Source organism: Candidatus Eremiobacteraceae bacterium (assembly GCA_036511855.1).
Classification (GTDB): domain Bacteria; phylum Vulcanimicrobiota; class Vulcanimicrobiia; order Eremiobacterales; family Eremiobacteraceae; genus JABCYQ01.
Genome location: DATCBN010000008.1, coordinates 10,001 through 32,000 on the forward strand (window position 1 = coordinate 10,001; position 22,000 = coordinate 32,000).

The 22,000-nt window shown below is 64.8% G+C and carries 20 protein-coding genes (1 of these 20 only partly in view); 6 read left to right on the forward strand and 14 right to left on the reverse strand.

What is annotated here, in order from left to right; translation table 11 throughout:
- Positions 1 to 593, reverse strand: the 5' portion of a protein-coding gene (locus VII69_01340; GenBank protein HEY5093739.1) for an iron-containing alcohol dehydrogenase. It extends 427 nt beyond the left edge of the window; only the first 593 of its 1,020 coding nucleotides appear in the window; the start codon lies at positions 591 to 593; the stop codon falls past the left edge of the window.
- Positions 594 to 855: 262 nt separating this feature from the next.
- Between VII69_01340 and VII69_01345 the strand changes: the two genes are divergently transcribed.
- The 6 genes from VII69_01345 to VII69_01370 are packed head-to-tail and all read left to right on the forward strand — an operon-like array spanning position 856 to position 8,453.
- Complete coding sequence (locus tag VII69_01345; protein HEY5093740.1) at positions 856 to 2,121, forward strand: CheR family methyltransferase; 1,266 nt, start codon at positions 856 to 858, stop codon at positions 2,119 to 2,121.
- Entirely contained in the window at positions 2,114 to 3,124 is a 1,011-nt protein-coding gene (locus VII69_01350; protein ID HEY5093741.1) for a chemotaxis protein CheW, read from the forward strand. The genes VII69_01345 and VII69_01350 overlap by 8 nt, the downstream gene beginning before the upstream one ends.
- Positions 3,121 to 4,758 carry a methyl-accepting chemotaxis protein gene (locus tag VII69_01355; GenBank protein ID HEY5093742.1) on the forward strand — a complete coding sequence of 546 codons (1,638 nt, stop codon included), beginning with the start codon at positions 3,121 to 3,123 and terminating at the stop codon, positions 4,756 to 4,758. Before VII69_01350 ends, VII69_01355 begins: the two co-directional genes overlap by 4 nt.
- A 13-nt stretch (positions 4,759 to 4,771) precedes the next feature.
- The gene (locus tag VII69_01360) at positions 4,772 to 7,000 is read left to right on the forward strand and encodes a response regulator (protein HEY5093743.1); all 2,229 of its coding nucleotides are present in this window, start codon (positions 4,772 to 4,774) and stop codon (positions 6,998 to 7,000) included.
- Positions 6,997 to 8,058 (forward strand): chemotaxis protein CheB, encoded by a 1,062-nt coding sequence (locus tag VII69_01365; GenBank protein HEY5093744.1) that lies wholly within the window; start codon positions 6,997 to 6,999, stop codon positions 8,056 to 8,058. Before VII69_01360 ends, VII69_01365 begins: the two co-directional genes overlap by 4 nt.
- Positions 8,058 to 8,453 (forward strand): response regulator, encoded by a 396-nt coding sequence (locus VII69_01370; protein HEY5093745.1) that lies wholly within the window; start codon positions 8,058 to 8,060, stop codon positions 8,451 to 8,453. Before VII69_01365 ends, VII69_01370 begins: the two co-directional genes overlap by 1 nt.
- 107 nt (positions 8,454 to 8,560) lie before the next feature.
- Here VII69_01370 and VII69_01375 read toward each other — a convergent pair whose 3' ends face one another.
- The 13 genes from VII69_01375 to VII69_01435 all read right to left on the reverse strand — a co-directional run.
- Complete coding sequence (locus tag VII69_01375; GenBank protein ID HEY5093746.1) at positions 8,561 to 10,279, reverse strand: AAA family ATPase; 1,719 nt, start codon at positions 10,277 to 10,279, stop codon at positions 8,561 to 8,563.
- Entirely contained in the window at positions 10,257 to 11,165 is a 909-nt protein-coding gene (locus VII69_01380; protein ID HEY5093747.1) for an NAD(+)/NADH kinase, read from the reverse strand. Before VII69_01380 ends, VII69_01375 begins: the two co-directional genes overlap by 23 nt.
- Positions 11,162 to 11,941 (reverse strand): TlyA family RNA methyltransferase, encoded by a 780-nt coding sequence (locus VII69_01385; protein HEY5093748.1) that lies wholly within the window; start codon positions 11,939 to 11,941, stop codon positions 11,162 to 11,164. Before VII69_01385 ends, VII69_01380 begins: the two co-directional genes overlap by 4 nt.
- Before the next feature lie 13 nt (positions 11,942 to 11,954).
- Positions 11,955 to 12,242 carry an exodeoxyribonuclease VII small subunit gene (xseB, locus tag VII69_01390; GenBank protein HEY5093749.1) on the reverse strand — a complete coding sequence of 96 codons (288 nt, stop codon included), beginning with the start codon at positions 12,240 to 12,242 and terminating at the stop codon, positions 11,955 to 11,957.
- On the reverse strand, positions 12,235 to 13,593 hold the full coding sequence (gene xseA / locus VII69_01395) for an exodeoxyribonuclease VII large subunit (GenBank protein ID HEY5093750.1): 1,359 nt from the start codon (positions 13,591 to 13,593) through the stop codon (positions 12,235 to 12,237). The genes xseB and xseA overlap by 8 nt, the downstream gene beginning before the upstream one ends.
- A gap of 4 nt (positions 13,594 to 13,597) precedes the next feature.
- Complete coding sequence (locus VII69_01400; protein ID HEY5093751.1) at positions 13,598 to 15,706, reverse strand: PBP1A family penicillin-binding protein; 2,109 nt, start codon at positions 15,704 to 15,706, stop codon at positions 13,598 to 13,600.
- A gap of 59 nt (positions 15,707 to 15,765) precedes the next feature.
- Positions 15,766 to 16,266, reverse strand: a complete 501-nt coding sequence (gene nusB, locus VII69_01405) for a transcription antitermination factor NusB (protein ID HEY5093752.1) — start codon at positions 16,264 to 16,266, stop codon at positions 15,766 to 15,768.
- The gene (gene accC, locus VII69_01410; protein ID HEY5093753.1) at positions 16,256 to 17,632 is read right to left on the reverse strand and encodes an acetyl-CoA carboxylase biotin carboxylase subunit; all 1,377 of its coding nucleotides are present in this window, start codon (positions 17,630 to 17,632) and stop codon (positions 16,256 to 16,258) included. The genes nusB and accC overlap by 11 nt, the downstream gene beginning before the upstream one ends.
- Positions 17,633 to 17,644: 12 nt before the next feature.
- Entirely contained in the window at positions 17,645 to 18,253 is a 609-nt protein-coding gene (locus VII69_01415) for a hypothetical protein (protein ID HEY5093754.1), read from the reverse strand.
- Positions 18,243 to 19,559: a 2-amino-4-hydroxy-6-hydroxymethyldihydropteridine diphosphokinase gene (gene folK / locus VII69_01420; protein HEY5093755.1), complete on the reverse strand. Its 1,317-nt coding sequence runs from the start codon at positions 19,557 to 19,559 to the stop codon at positions 18,243 to 18,245. Before folK ends, VII69_01415 begins: the two co-directional genes overlap by 11 nt.
- Complete coding sequence (folB, locus tag VII69_01425; GenBank protein ID HEY5093756.1) at positions 19,556 to 19,909, reverse strand: dihydroneopterin aldolase; 354 nt, start codon at positions 19,907 to 19,909, stop codon at positions 19,556 to 19,558. The genes folK and folB overlap by 4 nt, the downstream gene beginning before the upstream one ends.
- Positions 19,906 to 20,718 carry a dihydropteroate synthase gene (gene folP, locus VII69_01430; GenBank protein ID HEY5093757.1) on the reverse strand — a complete coding sequence of 271 codons (813 nt, stop codon included), beginning with the start codon at positions 20,716 to 20,718 and terminating at the stop codon, positions 19,906 to 19,908. Before folP ends, folB begins: the two co-directional genes overlap by 4 nt.
- Before the next feature lie 22 nt (positions 20,719 to 20,740).
- Positions 20,741 to 22,000, reverse strand: a 1,260-nt coding sequence (locus VII69_01435) for a folylpolyglutamate synthase/dihydrofolate synthase family protein (GenBank protein HEY5093758.1), incomplete at its 5' end; no start/stop codon positions are given.

The window sequence follows — 22,000 nt, forward strand, 5'->3', positions numbered from 1 at the left end:
ATCGTCATCGCGGTCGACGAATCGAGCGTTTCGCCACTTATCGCATGCAGCAATCCACGACGCAATCCGCTCACAGCTTCGATGGCCAAAGCGACGGTCGCGACGCTCGCGGCGCTGTCACAGACCGCTTCGATCGCAAACGTCATCGCATTGAACGCCTGCGCTACGAATTGCTCGCGCGGCACGCTTTGAATCCCGCGCGCATCAAGGACGACCGCGTCCGGTCGCGGCGCCGAAATGTCGCCGAAGTGCTCCACGCATGACGTCGTCGTCGGCACTGCCACGTGGCGTGCGCCCGACAAAGCAAACGAGCTCTCGCGCGCGGTGCGGATGATCGACCCCCCGCCCAGCGAAACTATGCCGTCGATGTCCCTATTTGTGGGACAATGGTTAACGCCCACCAGCGCCACTTCGGCTTGGGCAAAGCCGTCGATCAAGTCGGCCAATATCTCGCTCTTGGCCAGCGACGGCGTCACGACAACGACAGCGCGGCGCACGCCGAAAGACTCGAGAATCGAGGCGGCGTCGGTGCTACTTGTCGAGTGGCCTCGGTCTTCCGCGGCCGCGTCTGACCCCAGTTGAGCGTGTTCCATAGGGTTCACGACGCCGATACTTCTTAGAGAGGGCCTTTGCGGCCCGCTTTACTCAAATCTGCTGCCAAAGCGCTCGGATATCAAGATCGAAACACATTCATCGGGGGCACCGCAAGACGCGCATCTCGACATATCGCCGGCCGCGGCAAAAGCTGATGACGCGCTCGCAACACTGCTGGAGAAAGGGCTCGGGATCGCGCCGACGCCGCACAGCCTCGACGCCTTTTCCGAAGCCTGCCACACCCGGGCGAACGCTCTCGGCTTGCTCGAGTCGGATTACCTGGGACTGCTCACGCACGGCGGCACGTCGGCGCGCGCCGAATGGATGGCTGTCGCTCCCTCGGTCGTCGTCGGCGAAACATTTCTTTTCCGCGATGCGCAGCTCTGGCAACTCGTCGAGTCCACCCTGTTCCCGAGCATCAAAGCGCTCGCGCGTCCTATCTGGCTCTGGAGCGCAGGCTGTTCGACAGGCGAAGAGGCGTACACCCTCGCTCTCATCGCGCATCGCGTATTCGGCAAAGACGGCTACCGCGTGCTCGGAACGGATGTCAATCCTAAGGCGGTCGCTGCGGCACGCATCGGGGCGTACGGACAGTGGTCGCTCCGCGGTGTTTCCGACGAGCTGCGCGACGCGCTTGCCGTGACCGGCGCACAAACCGTGCGCGTGCCCGAAGAAGTTAAATCGTCGGTGAGATTCGAGACGCAGAATCTCGTAGATGAATTATCTTACGCGCCGGGCGGCATGGCGTCGTTTGAGCTGGTGGTGTGCCGCAACGTCCTCATCTACATGACGCTCACAGCGCGCGCGAAGATCATCGCGCGGCTTGCCGCGTGCGTCTCTCCCGGCGGGCTCCTTATCCTCGGACACGGCGAGGCGTCAGGCATCGACACTGGATACCTTGTCCCCGAACGGCATGTCGCCGGTGTCGTCTATCGTAAGCCGCTCGGTTACACGCCGTGGGAACCCACGCCTCAGAAAGTCCGCGCGACTCCGAAACAAGCGCAGAAACGCCCGTCGCGAGTTGCGCGGCCAATCCCGCGCAAAATTGCGATGACGCCGAGCGACCAGACGCGAATGGCAGACGAACTCAAGCTGATCCAAAAACCAAAGCCGAACGCCGAAAAAAGCCGCGCGCTTCTCGTGGAGGCGATGCGCGCCGCACATGCAGGCAAGATGGATGAGGCGGAGCGCCACGCGATCGAAGCCATGCGCGCCGAACCCATCGACCCGGAGCCGCACGTGCTCGTCGCCGCGCTGCTCATGGCGCGCGGGGCGATGCGTGAAGCCGAAGCCGAACTGCGTCGCGCGCTGTTTCTCGATCCGGTGTTCGTGCCTGCCCTTTGGCAAGCCGGACATCTCTACGGCATCACCAACCGCAAGCGCCAAGCGGTCTTCGCATTTGCCCGCGCGCTGACGCAGCTCGCGGGCCTGCCGGCGGACGCAGTCGCATTGCCGTTCGACAAGTTGACCGTCGGCGAGCTGACGACGCTGCTGCGCGCAGAGATCGGCGAGCACGTCGATGCTTGAGCGCGAGATCTCGCAGGCCGCACTGGCGAAAAAGAATGCGACACGCTCGCACCTGTTGACCCGCGTCGAACGATTCGATCTCGCGTTTCCCATCGAGGCCGTGCTTTCGGTCCATGCCGCGCCGATCGTGACCGCGATCCCGTCGGCACGCACCGGCATCCTCGGCGGCGTTCGCATCCACGGCGAGCCGGTTCCGGTCGCGGACATCCGGCGCTGTCTTCGTCTTTCTGCGCGCGGCGTTTCACTCACCGACAGGCTGGTGCTCTTGCGCGTCGATGGACGCACCATGGGTGTCATCGTCGACGAAGTGAAAAATCTGATCGATGTGCCGACCAATGCGTTGGGCGGATCCGACACGCTTTTCGAAGACACGCCCGTCAATCCGAGAGTCATCGCGGGCATCGCCGCGACGCCGGAGCTTTGCGCCATCGTGGACGTCAAAGGATTCGCAGTGCCGGATCCGTGGGACGATGAAGACGCGACCCGCTCGCTCGACGTGGACCCGGATGATAACGCGCCGCTGGCGGAGCGCACCGCCGCCCTCGCCGCGCCGCCGGAAGCCGAAGCGGCGGCCGGCATCGAGGCTGCGGTCTTCCTGCTGGACGGCAAGCGGTACGCGGTGCCGATCGGCTCGATACTCGAATTTTTCCGGAACCTTCCGCACGCGCCATTGGTCGTGCGCGGGGGTTCGGCGTCGCTCGTGAACCGGCGCGGCGATGCCGTCGCGCTCTACGACCTGCGGCCGTTTCTCGGTTTGCCGGCGTCGGCTCTTCCGGCCACCGTCAATGGCATCGTCCTGACCCAAGACGGCGTGCGCGTCGCGATGGCCGTCGACGAACTAGCCGGTCTCGAAACCCTGTCACGCACGGTTGCCGCGCATACGCAACCGGGCCGCTTCACGCTTTCCGTCCATCCCGGTCCCAACGGAACCGTACAGCTCATCGACGTCGCGGCGCTGATGGCCGCACCGCAACTCATACTAGGAAATGAGGCCTCCACGTGAACTCGCGATTAGCAATCCTTTCGGAAAAGTCGCTGCGCCGGAAGATGATCGTCATCTTCATGTGGCTCGCCGGAATCACGCTCGTGCAGATCGCGCTTGCGCTCACGCTTCCGCGCATGATCTTCAACGTCGAGGATAAGATCACCGATCAACTCCAGCCGATCTCCGAGGCATCGCTGCAAGTCCGTCTGGACGTGCTCAAGATGATCGGCGGCGCGGCGCAGTGGGGCCTTACGGGAAAGACCGTCGACCTGCGGCTCTACAACGACGGCAAGACGAACTACGCCGACGATATCGTGAAGCTATCCAACTTCGGCCACGGCGACGACTCGCTCAAGAACGAGATCGAGATTCTGACCGAAGACGCAAACGACGAGTCTTCCGTCGTCGAGAACATCGTCACAAGCGCCGAGGACGGATCGGCGACGATCCGTCAAGCCGTTGCCGGCGGATTCGCCGAGGAACGAACCAAGCTCGATGCGTTTATCGTCGCGCAGAACAAGCTCACGGCTAAGATCGCAGTGGAGCGCGCTTTCCTTGAATCGCAGGCGGAACTCTTCGTCTTGCTGCTTATCGGCGCGCTTGTCTTCACTTCGTGCGTCTCGCTCGCCGTGGCGTTCTACATCGGGTGGAAGACGATCATGCAGGTCAGCGATGCGGCCTCGCTGCTCTCCAAGACGGCGGATCTCATCGCGTCGGGCGATTTCACCGGCCGGGTGGATATCAAGACTGAAGACGAACTCGAGGAGCTCGGTGGTGCCGTCAACGACATGGTCGAGAAGCTCGGCGGATCCTTGCAGCAAGTGCAGCAGGCCGTCAATGAATCGACGGTCGCGGTCATGCAGATCGCCACGACCGCACAAGAGCAAGAGCGAATGACCACGCAGCAGTCGGTCGCGATGAGTGAGATCTCACAGACGATTCAAGAGCTGAACGCAGCCTCGCAGACCACCGCGCTGCAGGCGGAGAGCGTCTCGACGAAATCGCTTGAAAGCGCCGACATCGCGCGGCGCGGCCGCGCAGACGTCGAGACCAACGTCTCGATGATGCTCGCGCTGCGCGACCGTTTCCGTCAGACCTCGGACAGAATCGCGCACCTCTCGGAACAGATCGCGCAGATCGGCACGATCACCCGCACGGTCGCCGATTTCGCCGCTCAGACCAATCTGCTCGCGCTGAACGCCGCCGTGGAAGCCGCGCGCGCGGGCGAGCAAGGCCGGGGCTTCGCCGTCGTCGCGGCCGAGATCCGCAAGCTTGCCGATCAGAGCAAGACCGCCACCGAACGCATCGATTCGCTCACGCACGAAGTGCAGCGCGCATCCGACGAATCGGTCATGGCCATGATCGAAGGCAGCCGCAACGTGGACGACAACGCGAGTCACGCGGCGCAGACCGGTCAGGCGATCGCGGAGATCATCGAGACGCTGCAGCACACGGTGGACTCAATGCAAGAGATCGCGCTGGCCGCTAAGCAGCAAAGCCACGGCATCGAACAGGTCACGCAGAGCATTACGTCTATCAATGCCGCGATGCGCGATACCGTCTCCGCAACTGGGCAGACGCAAGAGGCGACTTCCCGGTTGAACGACCTCGCGCTCGGACTCAAACGCCTCGTCGCAGCTTACCGAATCTAGGAACCAACAGCCGATGGCAATGTCTCCGGAAGACCTGGTCGAGCTTAAGCAAATATTCAGAGCGGAGTGCGACGAGCATCTCGGCGCGCTCAACGGTTTGCTTATGACGCTCGAACGGCAGCCGGACGACGCTGCCACTCTAAACGAGACGTTCCGCCGGATGCATAGCGTCAAGGGTGCGGCGCGCATGGTGGGCTACGCCGGCATCGAGGCGGTCGGTCACGGACTGGAGTCGATGCTTGCGGATGCTCGCAGCGGCACCCAGGCGTTGAACAAGGCGTCGATCGCACTTCTCTTCAGCGCGACCGACACGATACGAGATCTCATGGCGGCCGGCGCGGGCATGTCGGAGGACGAACTGCCCGTGCAGGAGATGCTCGCGCGCATGGCCCTCTTCCGAGACGGTGAGTCCGTTGCCGCGTCCAAGCCAAAGCAGGCGGCGAAACCGACGAAAGAAACGCCGCCCGTTCAGCTTCGCTCGCTCCCCACGCCGGCCGGCGCAGTCGTGCCGATCGCTCCCGAACGTGGACGCGACGACACGTCAGGCGACATGGTGCGCGTCGGCGCGGATAAGATCGACCGCCTCATAGCCCTGCGCGGCGAGCTTCTTCGCCAATTCACCTCGGAAGAACAAGATGTTCGCAGTTTAGTCTCCGCGGCAGACGCGACATTTGCGGACGTGGAAGGCGGGCTGCGGTCGCGGTCCGACGCCGACGCGACGCCGGAGCGCAAGCGCCTCTTCGATAGCGTGCGCCGCCAACGCGAATCGCTGCAAGCCGCCGTCGGACGAATCGACGACCGCAACCTGCAGCGCTTCGGACTTCTGGAAAGTCTTCGCGACAGTCTGGCGGATCTACGGATGCTCCCCGCCGGAACCATCCTGCAGCCGCTCGCGCGCGTCGTGCGCGACATCTCGCAGCTTCAAGATAAAGACGCCGAGCTTTCCATCGCCGGCGCCGACATCGCACTCGACAAAGTCGTGCTCGAAGCGATCAAAGAGCCGCTGATCCATCTCGTCCGCAATGCGGTTGCTCATGGCATCGAACCGCCGGCGCTTAGACTGCTCGCCGGAAAACGGGCGACGGGAACGGTGAAGGTATCGGTCACCACGGGCAGCTCGAGTGCGACCGTCAAGGTCGAAGATGACGGCGCCGGCATCGATACGGCCGCGGTGCGCCGCGCCGTCGTCGCCAACGGTTATGCGACGGCCGAAGACGCGGCGGTGATCTCGGACTTTAGATTGCTGCAATACCTTTTCAAACCGGGCTTCTCCACAAGTGCGTCGGCCGACAACATCAGCGGGCGCGGCGTGGGTCTCGACGTCGTCGCCGATCGCGTCACGCAGTTGCGCGGCAGTTATCACGTCGAAAGCACGCACGGCGTCGGCACGCGTTTCATACTTCGAGTTCCGGTCAGCTTGCTGACTTCTTCGGTCTTAGCCGTCCACGACGGAACGACCGAGGTCTTCCTTCGTCAGACCGACATCCACGAAGCCGTGTCGTTGAAACCGGAGCACGTGATCAACGTCGAGGGACGCATCAGCGCCACGGTGCGCGACGAAGTCATGCCCGTCTTGCCGCTGGCGTCGATCATGGGCGGACCTGCGCATGTGAGCTTCGGCCGCGACGGCGTGGTGGCAGCGATCATCATCAAAGACGGCGAACGGCGCGCGGCGGTCGTCGTCGAGGCGCTCGCCGGACTGTCCGATGTCATCGTCAAGCCGTTGCCGCGGCCGCTCGGGCGCATCGCCGGAATCGCCGGCTATGCGATATCGACGACCGGTCTGCCGCTCTGCGTCCTCGACGGCGAGCATTTCGTTCGTTCTGCTCACGAACGCGGCGCGGTGGGCAATGTGATCCGCGAGAAGCCTGCCGTCAAACGGCGGCTGCTCATCGCCGACGATTCCCTCACCACGCGGACGCTGCTTCGCAATATCATGATCAGCGCGGGCTACGAGGTGGAGACGGCCATCGACGGCGTCGATGCGTGGAACAAAGCGTCCACCATGAAGTTCGATTGCATCATGAGCGACATCGAGATGCCGAACATGAACGGTTGGGAGTTCTGCGAGCGCGTGAAACGGGATGCGCGCCTCGCCGATACGCCGATCGTGCTCGTCACCTCGCTTTCTCGGGAAGACGAACGCCGGCGTGGCCTCGAGTTGGGCGCTGACGCCTATGTCGTCAAGGGCTTGTTCAACGAGACGCAGCTGCTCGAGACCGTGGAAAGGCTCGTCGCGTGATCAAGAGCCGCTGGGCTCGCGTTTTGATCGTCGAAGACTCGCCGGTCGCGGGCCGGATCTTGTCGGACGGGATTTCACGCGACCAGCGTCTGGCTGTCGCCGGCATCGCCGTGACCGCGCGCAGCGCCGTCGAGATGGCCGAGCGGCTTCGACCCGACGTGATCACGCTCGACCTCGTGCTGCCCGACGAGAGCGGCCTACGCGTGGTGCAGCGCGTGCTGCATACGCGTCACGTTCCGATCATCATCGTCAGCACGCTTGGCGTTGACGGAAGCGAATCGATGCCGTTTCTCGCACTCGCTGCGGGCGCGGCCGACGTCATCGTCAAACCCGCCGGCAACGAGTCGGCGCTCCGTTCCTTCTTTCCCGATCTCAACGAACGCATCGCCACTCTGGCCTCCGCTCACGCCGTGCCGACACACACGCCGCTCGAACGCGTACGCGCGCGCGGCGCCGATATGCCTTCGCGCAGCGCCGCTATCGAATGTGTGGTGATCGGCGCATCGACCGGAGGCCCGCCGGCACTCGTCGAACTGCTCACAGGTCTAGGGCCGGATTTTCCGGCGCCGATCATCATCGTGCAGCATATCGCGGCGCCGTTCATCGAAGGGCTCGTGCGCTGGCTTGACAAGGAGACGCCGCTTACCGTTACCTTGGCCGAAAACGGCACGAAGCCGGTCCGAGGCCGCGCCTATCTTGCGCCATCCGGCGCCGATCTCGTCTTCGAAACCGACGGGCGTCTTCGCGTTGTTCCGGTGACCACCGAACGCCGGGCGATCGCGCCGTCGGCGGACGCGCTCTTTTCGTCAGCAGCCGAAATCTATGGCGCGCGTTGTGCGGGCGTCCTATTGACTGGAATGGGTAGGGACGGAGCTGATGGTTTGCTGAAGCTCCGCACGAAGGGAGCGAAGACCTTTGCTCAAGATGAGCGGAGCTGCACCGTATTCGGAATGCCTGCCGCGGCGGGGCGACTGGGAGCCGTCGAAGCATTTGGCGAACCAAAAGCTATCGCTGGGCGCCTACGCAAACTGGCCGCTCGACTCGAAAGGATGTCCTGATGAGGCAGACCGTCCTACTTGTGGACGACAGCGTCACCCAATCGTTCGCGTTGAAGCTCGCGCTCCAGCGTGCCGGTTTTCGCGTGCTCACCGCCCCCGACGGCCGGACCGCATTGAAGATGATCGCCGCCGAGGTGCCCGACCTCGTAGTCGCGGATGTGATCATGCCGATGATGGACGGCTACGAGCTGTGTCGGCAGATCAAAGATAATGCGCCGACTGCGAACACGCCGGTCATCCTCATGAGCGGTCTGGGTGAGACCCACGATCAATATTGGCGCAAGCATGCCGGCGCCGACCTCTATGTGGCAAAGACGGCCGACGCCACCAAACTCGTCAAAGCCGTTGAAGATCTCGTGTCGGGCAATGCGCCCGATCCCGACGGCATCACGTAACCCCGTCCCGTAGGAGGGCAAGCATCGATTGCCCTGTCCTGTAGGAGGGTGAGCAACGCTCACCCATTTTTTGGGCAAGCGTTGCTTGCCCTAGTACGTTGGCCCTCCTACATATTCGCTTTGATCTCACGCAGCAACGCCGCTGCGTGCTTGAGCGCCTCGGCGCTTTCACCATCGCCCGCCAGCATGCGGGCGATTTCCGTTCGGACGGCAACGCGGCCGCCAAGCGATCCAGCCTCAACGATCGTCCGCCCTTTTCGGACCACCTTCGTCAACGCGACGTGATGGTCGGCGAACGCCGCGATCTGAGCCAAATGCGTCACGCACAGGACCTGCGCGCGGACACTTAGTTCTGCGATGCGCGCGCCCACCGCTCGCGCGGCGGCTCCGCCGATGCCGGCGTCGATCTCATCGAGCACGACGATCGGATGAGGATCGACGTCCGCAAATGCGAGCTTGAGCGCGAGGAGCAAACGCGAGAGTTCTCCGCCGGAAGCCGCTTTTGTAATGGGCCGGAGCGGCTCATTGGGATTGAGCGCCGCCAAGAATTCGACCGAGTCGCCACCCGACGCGCCGATGCCGCCTGCGCGCGGCTCGACCACGCAGGAAAACGTGGCTCCCCGCATGCCTAGTTCTTGCAGTTCGGATTGGGCGCGAAGCGCCAACCGGTCGCCCGCCGCTATGCGCTCGCGAGTGAGCTTGGCGGCGGTCTGCGAGAGAATCGTTTCGCGTTCGCGCAGACGCGCTTCGACCAGCGCGATCTCCTGATCACGCCGCTCGAGCCGCTCCGCCTCTGCAGCCGCACGCTTACCCGCTTCGAGGACATCGACAATGCCCGGTCCATGCTTCTTGAGCAATGCTTCGATCGCGTCGATGCGATCGTCGATCTCATCGACTTGCCCGGACTGAAGCGCGCCGTCGTCGCCGAGCGCCGCAAGCGATGCCGTCACGTCCTGCGCCGCGCCCTGCAGTCCGCGAATGGTTTGGGCGATCTCGCCGAGCTGCGCGCCGATGGCTGCGACGCCGTCCATCGCCTTCGCTGCGCGTCCGAGACTCGCGACGGCGCCGCGATCGCCGTCGGAAAGCGCGCTTGCCGCAAGGTCGATCGCTTGCGCGATCTTCGTGGCGTGTGCGAGCAGGGAGCGCCGCTCGCGCAGCCGCTCGAGCTCGCCCTCCTGCAGATTCGCGCCGGCGATCTCGCGCGATGCGAACCGCGCGTCTTCGAGACGGCGTTCCAACCGCGCGTCGTCGATGCGCAGTCCATCGACCTCGACGTTCAACGCACGCAGGTCTTCGACCAACCCCGCGCATTCGGCGCGTAGCGACAGGGCCGCATCGCCCGCATACGCATCGAGCATCGAGAGATGGCGCGCCGGCTGCAGGAGCACCTGATGCTCGTGCTGGCCGACGACGTCGAGCATGATCTGCCTGAGCTCGCGCAACTGGCCGGCCGTGGCGGGCTTGCCATTGATGCGCGCCGACGATCGTCCGCCGGCCGTGATCTCTCTGGAGACGACCAAAGGGCCGCCCGCCTCGAGGTCGTCGTCGGAAAAGCCGTTTTCGATCAACCAGGCGCCTGCTTCAGGCGCGCTTTCCAATTCGACGAACGCGCATGCGCGCGCCGCGCCCGCGCGCACCACATCCGCTCCGGCGCGCTCTCCAAAGGCGAACCCAAGGGCGTCGATCACCATCGACTTGCCGCTTCCGGTCTCGCCTGTGAAGGCATTGAGTCCAGGTCCAACGTCCGCGGTGGTGCGGTCGATGAGGCCGAAGCCCTCGACCGTCAGCGAGCGCAGCCGCCCTCTAGGCGCCGTTCTTGCTGTCATGCGCATCGGCGTCCAGCGAGCGCTTGATGGACGAACCCCAGTGAAGCTTGCGTTCGAGCAGTTGAAAGAACATCCGGTCGTTTGAACAGACGAAGAGCACCGGCTGTTGCGCTTTGACGACGGTGACGACGCTGCCGCCAGGCAGATCGAGCTCCTCGCGACCGTCGGCGAAAAGTTTTGTCCCCGGCCCGGTGCGAGGCACGCTCACGCGAATCCGTTCGTCTGCGCGCACGACGAGCGGGCGCGAGAACAGCGTGTGCGGACAGATGGGCGCGATGCCCAGCGCTTCGAGCCGCGGCGCCATGATCGGTCCGCCCGCCGAGAGGAAGTACGCCGTGCTGCCGGTCGGACTTGAGACCACGATGCCGTCGGCAGGAATGTCGGCTACGCGTTCGCCGCCGATCTCGATGCCGAACGTGAGCGTGCGGCCGTGCTGCTTGCGGTCGATGTGGATTTCGTTGAGCGCGAAATACGTGCCCGGCATGCCTTCTACCGATGCTTGCAACGCGATGCGCGATTCGATCTCGACGCCGTCACGAAGCACTCGCGCGAGCCCTTCGGTGAAATCACGCCGGTCCAATTGCGTGAGGAAACCCATGCGGCCGAAATCAACGCCGAGGATAGGGATATCGAGCGGCGCGGCAAGATGCGCGGCCTGGAGCAGGGTGCCGTCGCCGCCGAACGACACCATGAGATCGGCGCCGCCGGGGAACGACTGGCTCGCCGTGATGCCGGCCGACTTCACCGCTGCGGCCTGGTCCGGACGCATCTGCACGGCGGCATCTTGCCCGATCGCGACCGCCGCCGCATTTCGAGCGGCCTCGAGCGCTGCGGGCCGCGCCGAATCCACGAACAGCGCGAGACTCTTCACAGCGTGCCGGATCATGTGTCGAGCGTTTCGTGGGCGCGGCGCACCGTACCCGCCACGTCCAATTCCGCGCGAGCGGGCGGCGCATCGCCGCGCGTCGCGCCCAATAAGAACTCGATATTTCCAGCCGGACCTTTGACGGGCGAATGAGTCAACTCAAGCGGCGTGAGGCCGGCTGCAGCGAATGCGGTCATGACGCTTTCGATAGCAGCAGTCTGCGCAGCAGGATCGCGCACGACGCCACCCGATCCGACTGCCGCTCGCCCAGCCTCGAACTGCGGTTTGATCAAGCAGACGGCCTTGCCGTCCTGCGACAGCGCGGCGGCGAAATTGCCGCACAGCTTCGAAAGCGAGATGAACGAGACGTCGGCGCACAAAAATGCGAACGGCGCCCCGAGCACCGCGACATCGGCGGACCGGAAGTTGCAGCGTTCGACCACCGTGACGCGCGGGTCGTTGCGAAGGCGCCACGCGAGCTGACCGTAACCAACGTCGACGGAAGTCACGCTTGCCGCGCCGCGTTGAAGCAAACAGTCGGTGAAGCCGCCCGTCGACGCGCCGACATCGAGACATTTCAATCCCTCGACCTGCCAGCCGAATTCCTGAAGCGCGTGCTCGAGTTTGAGCCCACCGCGGCTGACGAAGCGAGCGCCGCCTTCGATTTCGAGGTTGACATCGATGCCGACGAACGAGCCGGACTTGGTATGCGGCACGCCGTCCACACGCACCAAGCCCGCGAGCACCAATGCTTGCGCGTGCTCGCGCGAACAACCCGCGCGCTCTGCCACAAGCACATCGAGACGCCGCTTATCCTTCTTCGTCGCCCTCGTCCTCGTCGCCGAGTTCGTCCTCGTCAGGAGGCTCGGCCTCGTCGTCGCCGCCGGCTTTGAGCGCCTCCTTCACCTGCACTTCGGCTTCGGCGAGTTTGTCGCGACAGACTCTTGCGAGCGTCGTGCCTTCCTTGAAGAGCGCGATCGACTCGTCCAACGGTAGATTTCCGTCATCGAGTTTGTCGACGATCTTCTCAAGTCGCGCCAGCGCCTGCTCGAAAGTTGGACCCTTTTCGGGCTCGGACTTGCCTTTGGTCTTAGTCATTCGTCTCCTCGATCATGTCGACGGTTGCTTTAAGCCCGCCACGACGCAATGTGACACCGATCCGTTCACCCGCCGCGGTCGCCGCCGCGTCGCTGATCACGCGGTCGTTCGCGTCGAAGACGATCGCGTATCCGCGCGCGAGCGTGGCGTGCGGACCGAGCACGGTCAAACGAGCGTGCGTGAGGTCGAATGCACCCCGGCGTGCGAGTGCGATGCGGCCAAACCCGGCGGCAAGCCGTTCGCGCGCCGTGCGCCATCGTGAGAGCGCACGGTCGATCGCACGCGGTCCCGCGGCGCGCGCACGCGCCATCGAATCTGCGATACGCCGGCGTGCCTCGTGAAGCCGGCGGCGCGGATCGCCGCGGCGCAAGCCGGCGGACAGGTCGTCGACGATCTGCGCCGCGGCGCCGATGATGCCGTCCGGCGCGCGCAGGAGCGCGTCGAGCGCGCGCTCGCTGCGGCCGCGAGCGAGATCGACGGACCGGCTGAGGCTTCGCGCCAGACGGCTCTCGAGTTGTGACACGCGGCGCAGCAGCGCGTACCGGTCGGACGTGACGATCTCTGCTGCGGCGGTCGGCGTGGCGGCACGCTTATCCGCCACGAAATCGGCGATGGTGAAGTCGGTCTCGTGCCCGATGGCGCTGATCACCGGGCGGGCGCACGCGGCGATGGCGCGCGCGACCGCCTCCGAGTTGAACGCCCATAGATCCTCGATGGATCCTCCGCCGCGTGCGATGACGACGACATCGACCGGCAATCGGCCCGCGCGCGCGATGGCTGCGGCCAAGAGCGGCGCCGCGCTTTCGCCCTGGACGGGCGCGTGAACAACGGTGATGGCGACGTGGCCCCCGCGCCGGCGGCACGTCGTGACGAAATCTTGCAACGCCGCCGCACCACGGCTCGTCACGATGGCGACGCTGCTCACGAACGCCGGAATCTGTCGCTTTCGTTCGGCTTCGAAGAGCCCTTCGCGGCGCAGCTTCTCTTTCAGCAGTTCGAACAGCCGGTGCAGCGCTCCGCGGCCTTGCGGCACGACATCATCGACCGTGAGCTGGAACTGACTGCGTTCTTTGTAGATGTTGAGGCGGCCGGACAATTCGACTGCCGCTCCGTCGGCCAATGGAAACGGTACATCGAGCCTCGCGACCGTTGAACGCCAGACCACGCACGCCACCAACCCGTCGTTGTCCTTGAGATTGAAATACGCGTGCCCGCTTGGCGCCAGCGTACATTTCGAGATCTCGCCGGTCACGCGCACGCGGTTGGGAAAGGCGGATTCCAGCGCGCTCTTGACCGCGCGGCACAATTCGCCGACAGTCATCGCCGGGGCGTCGAAAAGGGTTGTGCGCATGACGTTACGGTGTGGAGGTAGGAAGAGGCGACGGTGCCTCCGGCGCCGGCGGTTGCGTGGGCTCCGGCGACTGCAACGGCTCGGGCGTGCCGCCCGGCCCCGGGGTTGGCGTGGATTGCCACGCCGGCAGCACGTTAGCGTCGTCTATCGGGCCGATGAGCTGGGCGCCTTTGCTTACGACGGGCCGCACCGGCGCGCAATAGGCGAGGGGCGCCGTGCCGTTCAAAAAATATTCGCCCTCGCCGCCCTGGCCTGGAAGCGCGCGCCGGTTTTGGCCGGCGCAGATGCGCACTTCTTGGACGTCGGGCGGCTGCGACGCGAAATCTTGCGCCTTCACCGGCGCGAGCGCGCGTTTCATGAACGCCGCCCAGATCAGCGCCGGCACGTTACCGCCGTACGATTCGTACATCTTCGAATAGTCGTCGTTGCCCACCCAGACAGCCGCGGACAATTGCGGCACGAAGCCCACGAACCAGGCATCGCGAAAGTCCGACGTCGTGCCGGTCTTGCCGGCGGCCGGACGTCCGATGATCGCGTTCGGGTAGCCTGTGCCCGCTTGGATCACGCTTTCCATCATGGTGGTCATGATAAAGGCGGTCCCGCTCGACAGTGCGACCCGCCGTTGCGGATAGCGATTGTCGAGGATGATCGATCCATATTTGTCCGTCACGAAGCGGATTCCGGTTGGCGGCGTATACACGCCGCCGTCCGCGATCGTGGAATAACCGGACACCATGTCGAGCGGCGAGACGACGCCCGTGCCGAGCGCGAGCGAAAGGTCGGGCTGCAGGTCCTCGGTGATGCCCATCTTGTGCGCGTAGTCGATGACCGTGTCGATGCCGATCGTTTGCGCGAGCTTCACCGCGACCACGTTGCGGGAGAGAGCGAATGCTCGCCGCAGCGTGATCTCGCCCAGAAATCGGTGGTCGTCATCCATGGGCTTGTAGTCGGTGCCGTCGCCGGCGGTCAGCGTGATCGGCGTGTCGCCGTAGATCGACGACACGGGTACGCCGCGATCCACGGCCGCGGAGTACACAAAGCCTTTGAACGATGAGCCCGGCTGACGTCGCGCCTGCCATGCGCGGTTGAACTGGCTCTTCGCCGAGAAACCAACGCCGCCGACCATCGCCTCTATCTCGCCGCTGCGCGGATCCTCGGCGACGAGCGCGCCTTGGTGCATGCCGTAGCCCCCCGCGAATCCCGCCGCGACGCCGCTCGTCACTGCTTTCTGCGCGATGTCTTCGAGCTTGGGATCGAGCGACGTATAGATGGTCAGGCCGCCATGAAGGAGTTGGTCGTCACTGTACGTCTTTTCAAGTTCGGCGATCACGTAGGTGGTGAAGTATGGATAGCGGTACGCCTCGACGCCGGCGGAGCGCGCGCCGACGAAGTGCAGCTTCGCCTGCGCCGCAGCTTCGGCTTGCGAGCGCGTGATGAATCCGCCCGCTTCCATACGGTCCAGCACGTGCACTTGGCGCTCTTTCGCCGACTGCAGGTCGGCGTAAGGCGAATAGGCCGAAGGCGCCGCCACGACGCCCGCGAGCATCGCGGCCTCGGGCAGCGTCAGTTTGGCGACGTCCTTGCCGAAATATGCGTGACTTGCGGCTTGCACGCCGTACGCGCCAGCCCCGAAGTAGATGAGGTTGAGGTATCGTTCGAGGATTTCGTCCTTCGTGTAGTAGCGCTCGATCTGCATCGCGAGCATCGCTTCTTCGATCTTCCGGCGGATCGTCTGTTCGTTGGTCAAGAAGAGATTGCGAGCGAGCTGCTGCGTGATGGTGCTTGCGCCTTGCGTGATCCGCTCGTGGTTATAGTTCGCCAACGCTGCGCGCATGATGCCGCGGATGTCCACGCCGTGGTGCTGGTAGAATCGCTCGTCTTCGGTCGCGACGATGGCTTGGCGCATCACTTGCGGGATATCGGTGATGGGCACGTAGACGCGGTCCTTGTCGTACAGGCGGGCCAAGACGACGCCGTCGCGCGAGAGGATGCGCGTGGTCGCGGCCGGTTCGATGTCCGACAAGCGGTCGATGCTCGGCAAATTCCGTCCGTACATGGTGACGATCGCAGCCGTGCCGATCGCCGCGCATAAGATGACGAGCGCGAACAGCATCGCGGCCACCGCGGCCCAAATGCGCGCAATCCGAAGCCAATCTCTTCGCGCGGCGCCCGTCAACGAGCGGGCCGGTCGACGGGAGTTTTTGCAAACGCGTCGAGCACGCCGTTGACGAATCCCGGGCTTGCGTCCGTGGACATGCGCCGCGCCAATTCAACCGCGTGATTTATCACCGCCGTGGTCTCCGCCTCGGGCCGGTTGCGAAGCTCCCACGCGCACATGTCGAGCAAGAGCCTATCGACGCCCGGCAACCGCTGCATCGTCCACCGCCTCAAGTGCGGCGCGAGCTCCGACTCCAACTCGGCTTTCGAGGACAGGGTGCCCCGCACGATCAGTTCGACGAGCTGCCAGTCGGTCGCGCGCGGCGCGTCGGCGCGGCTGTCGATCGCGGGATAGTCGGGTTCGTACGGATCTTCTTCCGCCGCCAGGTCGCCGCGTCCGAATACGCCCACTTCGTCGCGCGCCTGGGCGAGCACGTCCTCTAGGGGCATGGCGCCGATGTCGACCGCATAGAGGATCTCAAGCGCGACGCGGTGCTCGCGGCGTTCAACCGCCATGCGATCCGGCAGCCGCTGTTTGCGGCGAGAGCAGTTCTTCGCGCAGCCACGTCACGTGCGTCCGTCCCTCGACGAACGACGGGTTCATCATGATCCGTTGATGCAAGCCGAGGGTGGTGGCCAGCCCGCGCACTTCGGTCTCGAAGAGCGCGCGCCGCATCCTCGAGATCGCGTCGTTGCGGTCGCGGCCGGATGCCGTGATCTTCGCGAGCAGCGAATCGTAGTATGGCGGCACTTCACAGCCGGTATAGATGTGCGTGTCGACGCGGATTCCCGGTCCGCCCGGCATGAGCACGCTTCCGAGCCGGCCGGCCGCAGGGGTGAACTTCTTGTCGGGATCCTCTGCGTTGATGCGGCATTCGATGGCGTGACCGCGCGGTTTGATATCCTCCTGCCGGCGCGTCAGCCGCTCGCCCGCGGCGATGCGGATCTGCCACTTCACGAGATCGACGCCGTACACGACTTCGGTGACCGGATGCTCGACTTGGATGCGCGTGTTCATCTCCATGAAAAAGAACTTGCCGTCTTCGGTGACGAGAAATTCGAGCGTGCCTGCGTTCGCGTAGCCGCAAGCGCGCGATGCGCGGACCGCCGCTTCGTAGAGCTTCATGCGAAGGTCGGCGTCGAGGTTGTGCGCTGGCGCTTCTTCCAGAAGTTTTTGGTGCGACGGTTTTTGCACGGAACAGTCACGCTCGCCGACGTGGATCACGTGACCGTACTCGTCGGCCAACACCTGCACTTCGATGTGGCGCGGCCGCACGAGCAGTTTCTCGATGTAAACGCCGCCGTTGCCGAACGCCGCTTGGGCCTCGCCGCCCGCGGCGGTGAGTCCGGCCGCGAGATCGGCATCGCGCCCGACGATCCGCATGCCCTTGCCGCCGCCACCCGCGGTGGCCTTGATGAGCACCGGGTAGCCGGCTTCGGCGCAGAATTTCTTCGCTTCGGTCAGCGAGTCGATGATGCCTGACCCCGGAATGACCGGCACGCCGGCTTCCAACATCCGATGCTTTGCGCTGGCTTTGTCGCCCATCAATGCGATCGCGGTCGCCGGCGGACCGATGAATTTGATGCCGTGCGATGCGCAGATCTCGGCGAAGCCCGCGTTCTCGGAGAGAAAGCCGTAGCCCGGGTGGATGGCGTCCACCCCCGCAAGTTCCGCGGCGCTGATGATGTTCGGCACGTTGAGGTACGATCGGCCGCTCGGCCCGGGGCCGACGCAAAACGCTTCATCGGCAAACCGCACGTGCAGCGAGTTGCGATCGGCCTCCGAGAATATCGCGACGCTCTTGCAATCGAGTTCGCGGCACGCGCGGATGATGCGAAGCGCGATCTCGCCGCGGTTGGCGATCAAGACTTTGTTGAACAAGGTGTTCCTATTTCAGATCCCCGGCGGCGATGTTCGGCCCGGGTCGACCGAATTCAAGAGCGGCTCGAGCGCGTATCCGAATTCGTCCACCGCATCTTCGACCGGCTCGACGAATCCGGTGCGCGCGTCGACGGCGCTTTCGGCTTGCGGCGGGATGTCGCCGCGTTCGACGACGAACAGCACCTCGCCGAACTCGACAGCCTGACCGTCTTCGACTGCTTGCGCGACGAAAAAGCATGGTGCGCCCGCGCGCACGGGATTGCGTAACTTCAACGCTTCCACGAAACCGAGGACGCGGTCCGCGGCAACCCGTTCGCCAAACTCCGGAACGTCGGGTGCGGGCCTGAAAACGCCGACAGCTTCGGCGTTGATCGTGTCGTAGGCGCGACCCGGTTCGCCTTCTTGGATTTTCGGCGCGTGCGACGACTTTGGGGCGGCCGAGGGCTTTGCGCCATCGGCTGCGCTCGGCGCGGCCTTGACCAAGGTGACCATGCCATCCGCCGTGCGAACGCGCAGTTGCATCAGCGGCAATTGAGCGAATATCCGAGCGAGCGGAGCGACGCGTTCGTTGACAAAGGACAATAGCTCGGTCGTGTCCGCTTCTTCGTGGTTATCGGTCACGGGCATCTGTTTCGCGTTGCCGCACCGGGGAGCCTGTTCGACGCGTCCCCCAGACGACCATCGCATACGCCGTGCGGCGCACGATCTCACCTGGCTGCCAAGTTTTTCGCATCGCCGCGACGCCGTCGCGAAACTCCTCATCCGACAGCAGATGGAACGATGACAAGTACTTTCGCTGCACCTTTGCGATGATAGCCTCTGCAGGATCGTCCAGCTCTAGAGCGATCAGTCTCGCGTCCACCCGCGCAAAATCCGCGCGCCTCATCGCCGCTTCCAACTGTTGAAGGCTCGGGAAGCGCGCCAAGTCCAGCGCCGCCATCGACGGGAAGAATGGAGCGAATTCCGATTCGACGAAGTGGCGATGCGGAAACGATGCCAACGAAAGCGCACCGCCGGGCGCAAGCGCCGCACATGCGCGATGGCAAAAAGCAGGCACGTCCAGGTACTGCAAGGCGTAGAACGCCGTGATGGCGTCGTAGTTCCCGCCGGGCAGCGCGACGTTGGCATCGCCGCGTATGTAATCGGGAGGGATCCCGTCTTCGGCGAATTTCGTGGCGCGCGCGGCTGCGAGCATCGTCTCGCTCTTGTCCACGCCGCTGACGCGTGCGCCGCGCGCCGCCATCGCGCGCGTGAAGCGGCCCGTGCCACAACCGACATCCAGAACGAGCTTGCCGTTCAAAGATCCTAGCGCCGAAATCGCGGCATCGAGCACCGCCGTATCGAACGCCGAAAAAGGACGCAATTCTGCGTACGCGTCTCCGGCGCCGCCCGGCGCGTCGTAGTCGAGCGAACGCGGCGGCGCGAGGTGCGCCGTGCCGGACATCCGCCGCACGCCTTGTCGGTCGGCGAGCGGCAAGGCCAGGAGCAATTCGCCGACCGTCTTGCCGGTGCCGGGCACCCGCGTGCCGGACGCAACCTCTGCTAGAGGCTCGAGCACAAAGGCGCGATTGGCAAGCTGCGGATGCGGCACGATGCACGCCGCCTCGTCGAGCGATTCGTCGGCGTAGAGGAGCAGGTCGAGATCGATGGTGCGCGGTCCATAGCGGACGTCGCGCACGCGCCCGAACTCGCGCTCGATCCCAATCAGCGCATCCACGAGACGCGGCGGCGTGAGCGTCGTCTCCACGGCGGCGACGGCGTTGACGAATCGCGGCTGGTCAATAAGACCCCACGGTTGTGTGAGGTAAAGATCGGAGACCGCGAGCACCCGGCCCACGCGCTCGAGAGCGGCAAGACCCTCACGCACGTATCCTGCCGAGTCGCACATGTTCGAACCGAGGCCGATGTGCGCGAGCACAGGCTTCACCGGCCGCGCGAGAGTTCGACCTCGGGCGTCGCGCCGTCGAGCAGGCGCGGTTTGCGCACGCGGACTGTTGCGCGCTCGACGCGAGAATCGTCGAACATCTCCGCAAGACAAGCATCGGCGAGCGATTCGAGCAAGACGAACGAGCGCTGCGTCACGATTCGCTCGCACGACTGAAGCACAGAATCGTAGTCGAGAGCCAGAGATAGGTCGTCGCCGCCGATGGCAGCCTCGCAATCGAGATGCAGCTCCACGTCGAGGTCGATCGGCTGAAGGCGCTCGCGCTCGGCTTCGGTAGCACCGTGGTGCCCCCAAAATCGCATGTCGCGGATGCGGATAATGCCGGGTTTCACGACGGACGCCGGACGATCGCGTCGGCCACCGCCGCGGCGGCGAGCATCTCCTCGACGTCGTGCACGCGCACGATATCGGCGCCTCCGGCGATCGCTAACACGACCGACGCGGCGGTTCCGAACGCGCGCCGCTCCACGGATAGTCCGGTGAGCGCGCCGATGAACGATTTGCGCGATGTGCCGACAAGCAACGGAAACGGCAATCGCGCCGCGATCTCGTGTAGGCGGGCGAGTATCTCGATGTTGTGGACGGCGGTCTTGCCGAAACCGATTCCGGGATCGACGATGATCCTGTCCGCCCGCACGCCTGCTTCTTGCGCGTCGCGCGCGCCGCGCTCAAGCGACTCGATGACGATCTCCACGACGTCGCCGTCGTAGTCCGGCGATGCGCGGTTGTGCATGACGACGAGCGGCGCGTTCGCGCGCGCTGCGGCTTCAGAGATGCCGGGCAGCGCGCCCCAGACGCAATTCACCATGTCGGCGCCGGCGTCGAGCGCAGCGCGCGCCACCGCCGGCTTGAATGTATCGATGGAGATCGGCGTTTCGACGGCGGCCCGCACCGCCGCTATCACCGGCAGCACGCGCTCCAACTCTTCGCTTTCGGACACCGGAGTGTGCCCCGGCCTCGTCGATTCGCCGCCGACGTCGAGCAGGTGACAGCCGGCCGCGGCGAACGCGCGCGCGCGCCGCACGGCAGCGCCTGAGTCGGCGCCTATGCCGTCGCCGGAAAATGAATCGGGGGTCGCGTTGATGATCCCCATGACGTATGTCCGCTCGCCCCACGCGAACGTCGCGCCGCGCAGTCGCAAGGGTGAAGGGCGACGTGCGAGTTCAGACCTGGGCATGGCGCGGATCGGCGACGTTGTCGAGGAACCAGCGGCGCAGTTCGCCCACGAGATATGTAGAACCGGTGACGACGATGATATCTTCCGCCGCAGCCATGCGCCGCGCGAGCATGAGCGCCTCTTCCGGATCTTCGACCGCGCGCGCGGTGAGACCGTGCAATTGCGCGGCGTTGGCGAGGTTATACGGCCGTACGGGCCGGAGATGCGACTCCGGGAACGTGGTGAAGATGAACTGCGCGGGCAGACCCTCCCATGCGCTTAACATGCCCGGCACGTCTTTGCCGTCGGCGATCGCGCTGACAAACGTCAGCCGCCGGTCCGGAAAATGACGCTCGATCGACTGGCGCAGCGCGAACGCTTTTTCCGCGTTGTGGGCGATGTCGAAGACGATCGACGGACGTCCCGGGAAGTATTCCATGCGCCCCGGCAAGGAAATATTTTCGAGGCCGCGCGCGACAGCGGCCGCACTGAACGGCAGCGCGCTCTCGACCTGCTCGCACGCGACGATGGCGGTGGCCGCATTGAGCAGCTGAAATCCACCCAGCACGGGCAGATCGAACTTGTACTCGCGCAGCGGTGTGTTGACTCTCGTGCGTTGCACGAGCGGATCGGGGGTTTCGATCCATTCGACTTGCGCCGCTTCCTGCACGACCGTGAGCGGCGCACGTTTTCGTTCTGCGGCGGCGCGAATGACCGCGAGCGCTTCCGGGTTTTCGGCGGCTGTGACCACCGGAATTTTATCTTTTATGATGCCGCTCTTGTCGGTCGCGATAGCCGCGATGGTGTCGCCGAGCACGTCGCCGTGATCGCCGCCGACGTTCGTGAGCACGGCGACCAGCGGCGTGATCACGTTGGTCCCGTCGAGGGCACCGCCGATCCCGACTTCCACGACTGCCACATCGACGTGTTCTTCCGCGAAATATCGAAACGTCAGCGCCACGAGCAGTTCGAAGTACGAAGGCCGCCCCCACTCCGTCGACGCCATCGTGTCGATCGCCGAGAGCAATCCGGAGAGCAGGTCGGCGAATCGCTCTTCTGAGACCGCGAGCCCGTCTATGCGCGCGCGCTCGGTGACGGAATGCAGGTGCGGCTTGGTGTGAAGGCCGACGCGATAGCCTGCCGCCGACAAGATGGCGGCGCACATCGTCGCGGTCGACCCCTTGCCTGCCGTGCCGCCCACATGAATGCTTCGGAATTCACGTTCGGGATTGCCGCAAGCCGCCAAGAACGCGCGCATCCGCTCGAG

Bases quoted from the DNA above. Each gene is read 5' to 3' on its own strand.
- VII69_01370 (HEY5093745.1), top strand. From the start codon at position 8,058: ATGAGGCAGACCGTCCTACTTGTGGACGACAGCGTCACCCAATCGTTC.
- VII69_01375 (HEY5093746.1), bottom strand. From the start codon at position 10,279: ATGACAGCAAGAACGGCGCCTAGAGGGCGGCTGCGCTCGCTGACGGTC.
- xseA (HEY5093750.1), bottom strand. From the start codon at position 13,593: ATGCGCACAACCCTTTTCGACGCCCCGGCGATGACTGTCGGCGAATTG.
- VII69_01400 (HEY5093751.1), bottom strand. From the start codon at position 15,706: ATGCTGTTCGCGCTCGTCATCTTATGCGCGGCGATCGGCACGGCTGCG.
- VII69_01380 (HEY5093747.1), bottom strand. From the start codon at position 11,165: ATGATCCGGCACGCTGTGAAGAGTCTCGCGCTGTTCGTGGATTCGGCG.
- VII69_01350 (HEY5093741.1), top strand. From the start codon at position 2,114: ATGCTTGAGCGCGAGATCTCGCAGGCCGCACTGGCGAAAAAGAATGCG.
- xseB (HEY5093749.1), bottom strand. From the start codon at position 12,242: ATGACTAAGACCAAAGGCAAGTCCGAGCCCGAAAAGGGTCCAACTTTC.
- nusB (HEY5093752.1), bottom strand. From the start codon at position 16,266: ATGGCGGTTGAACGCCGCGAGCACCGCGTCGCGCTTGAGATCCTCTAT.
- VII69_01360 (HEY5093743.1), top strand. From the start codon at position 4,772: ATGGCAATGTCTCCGGAAGACCTGGTCGAGCTTAAGCAAATATTCAGA.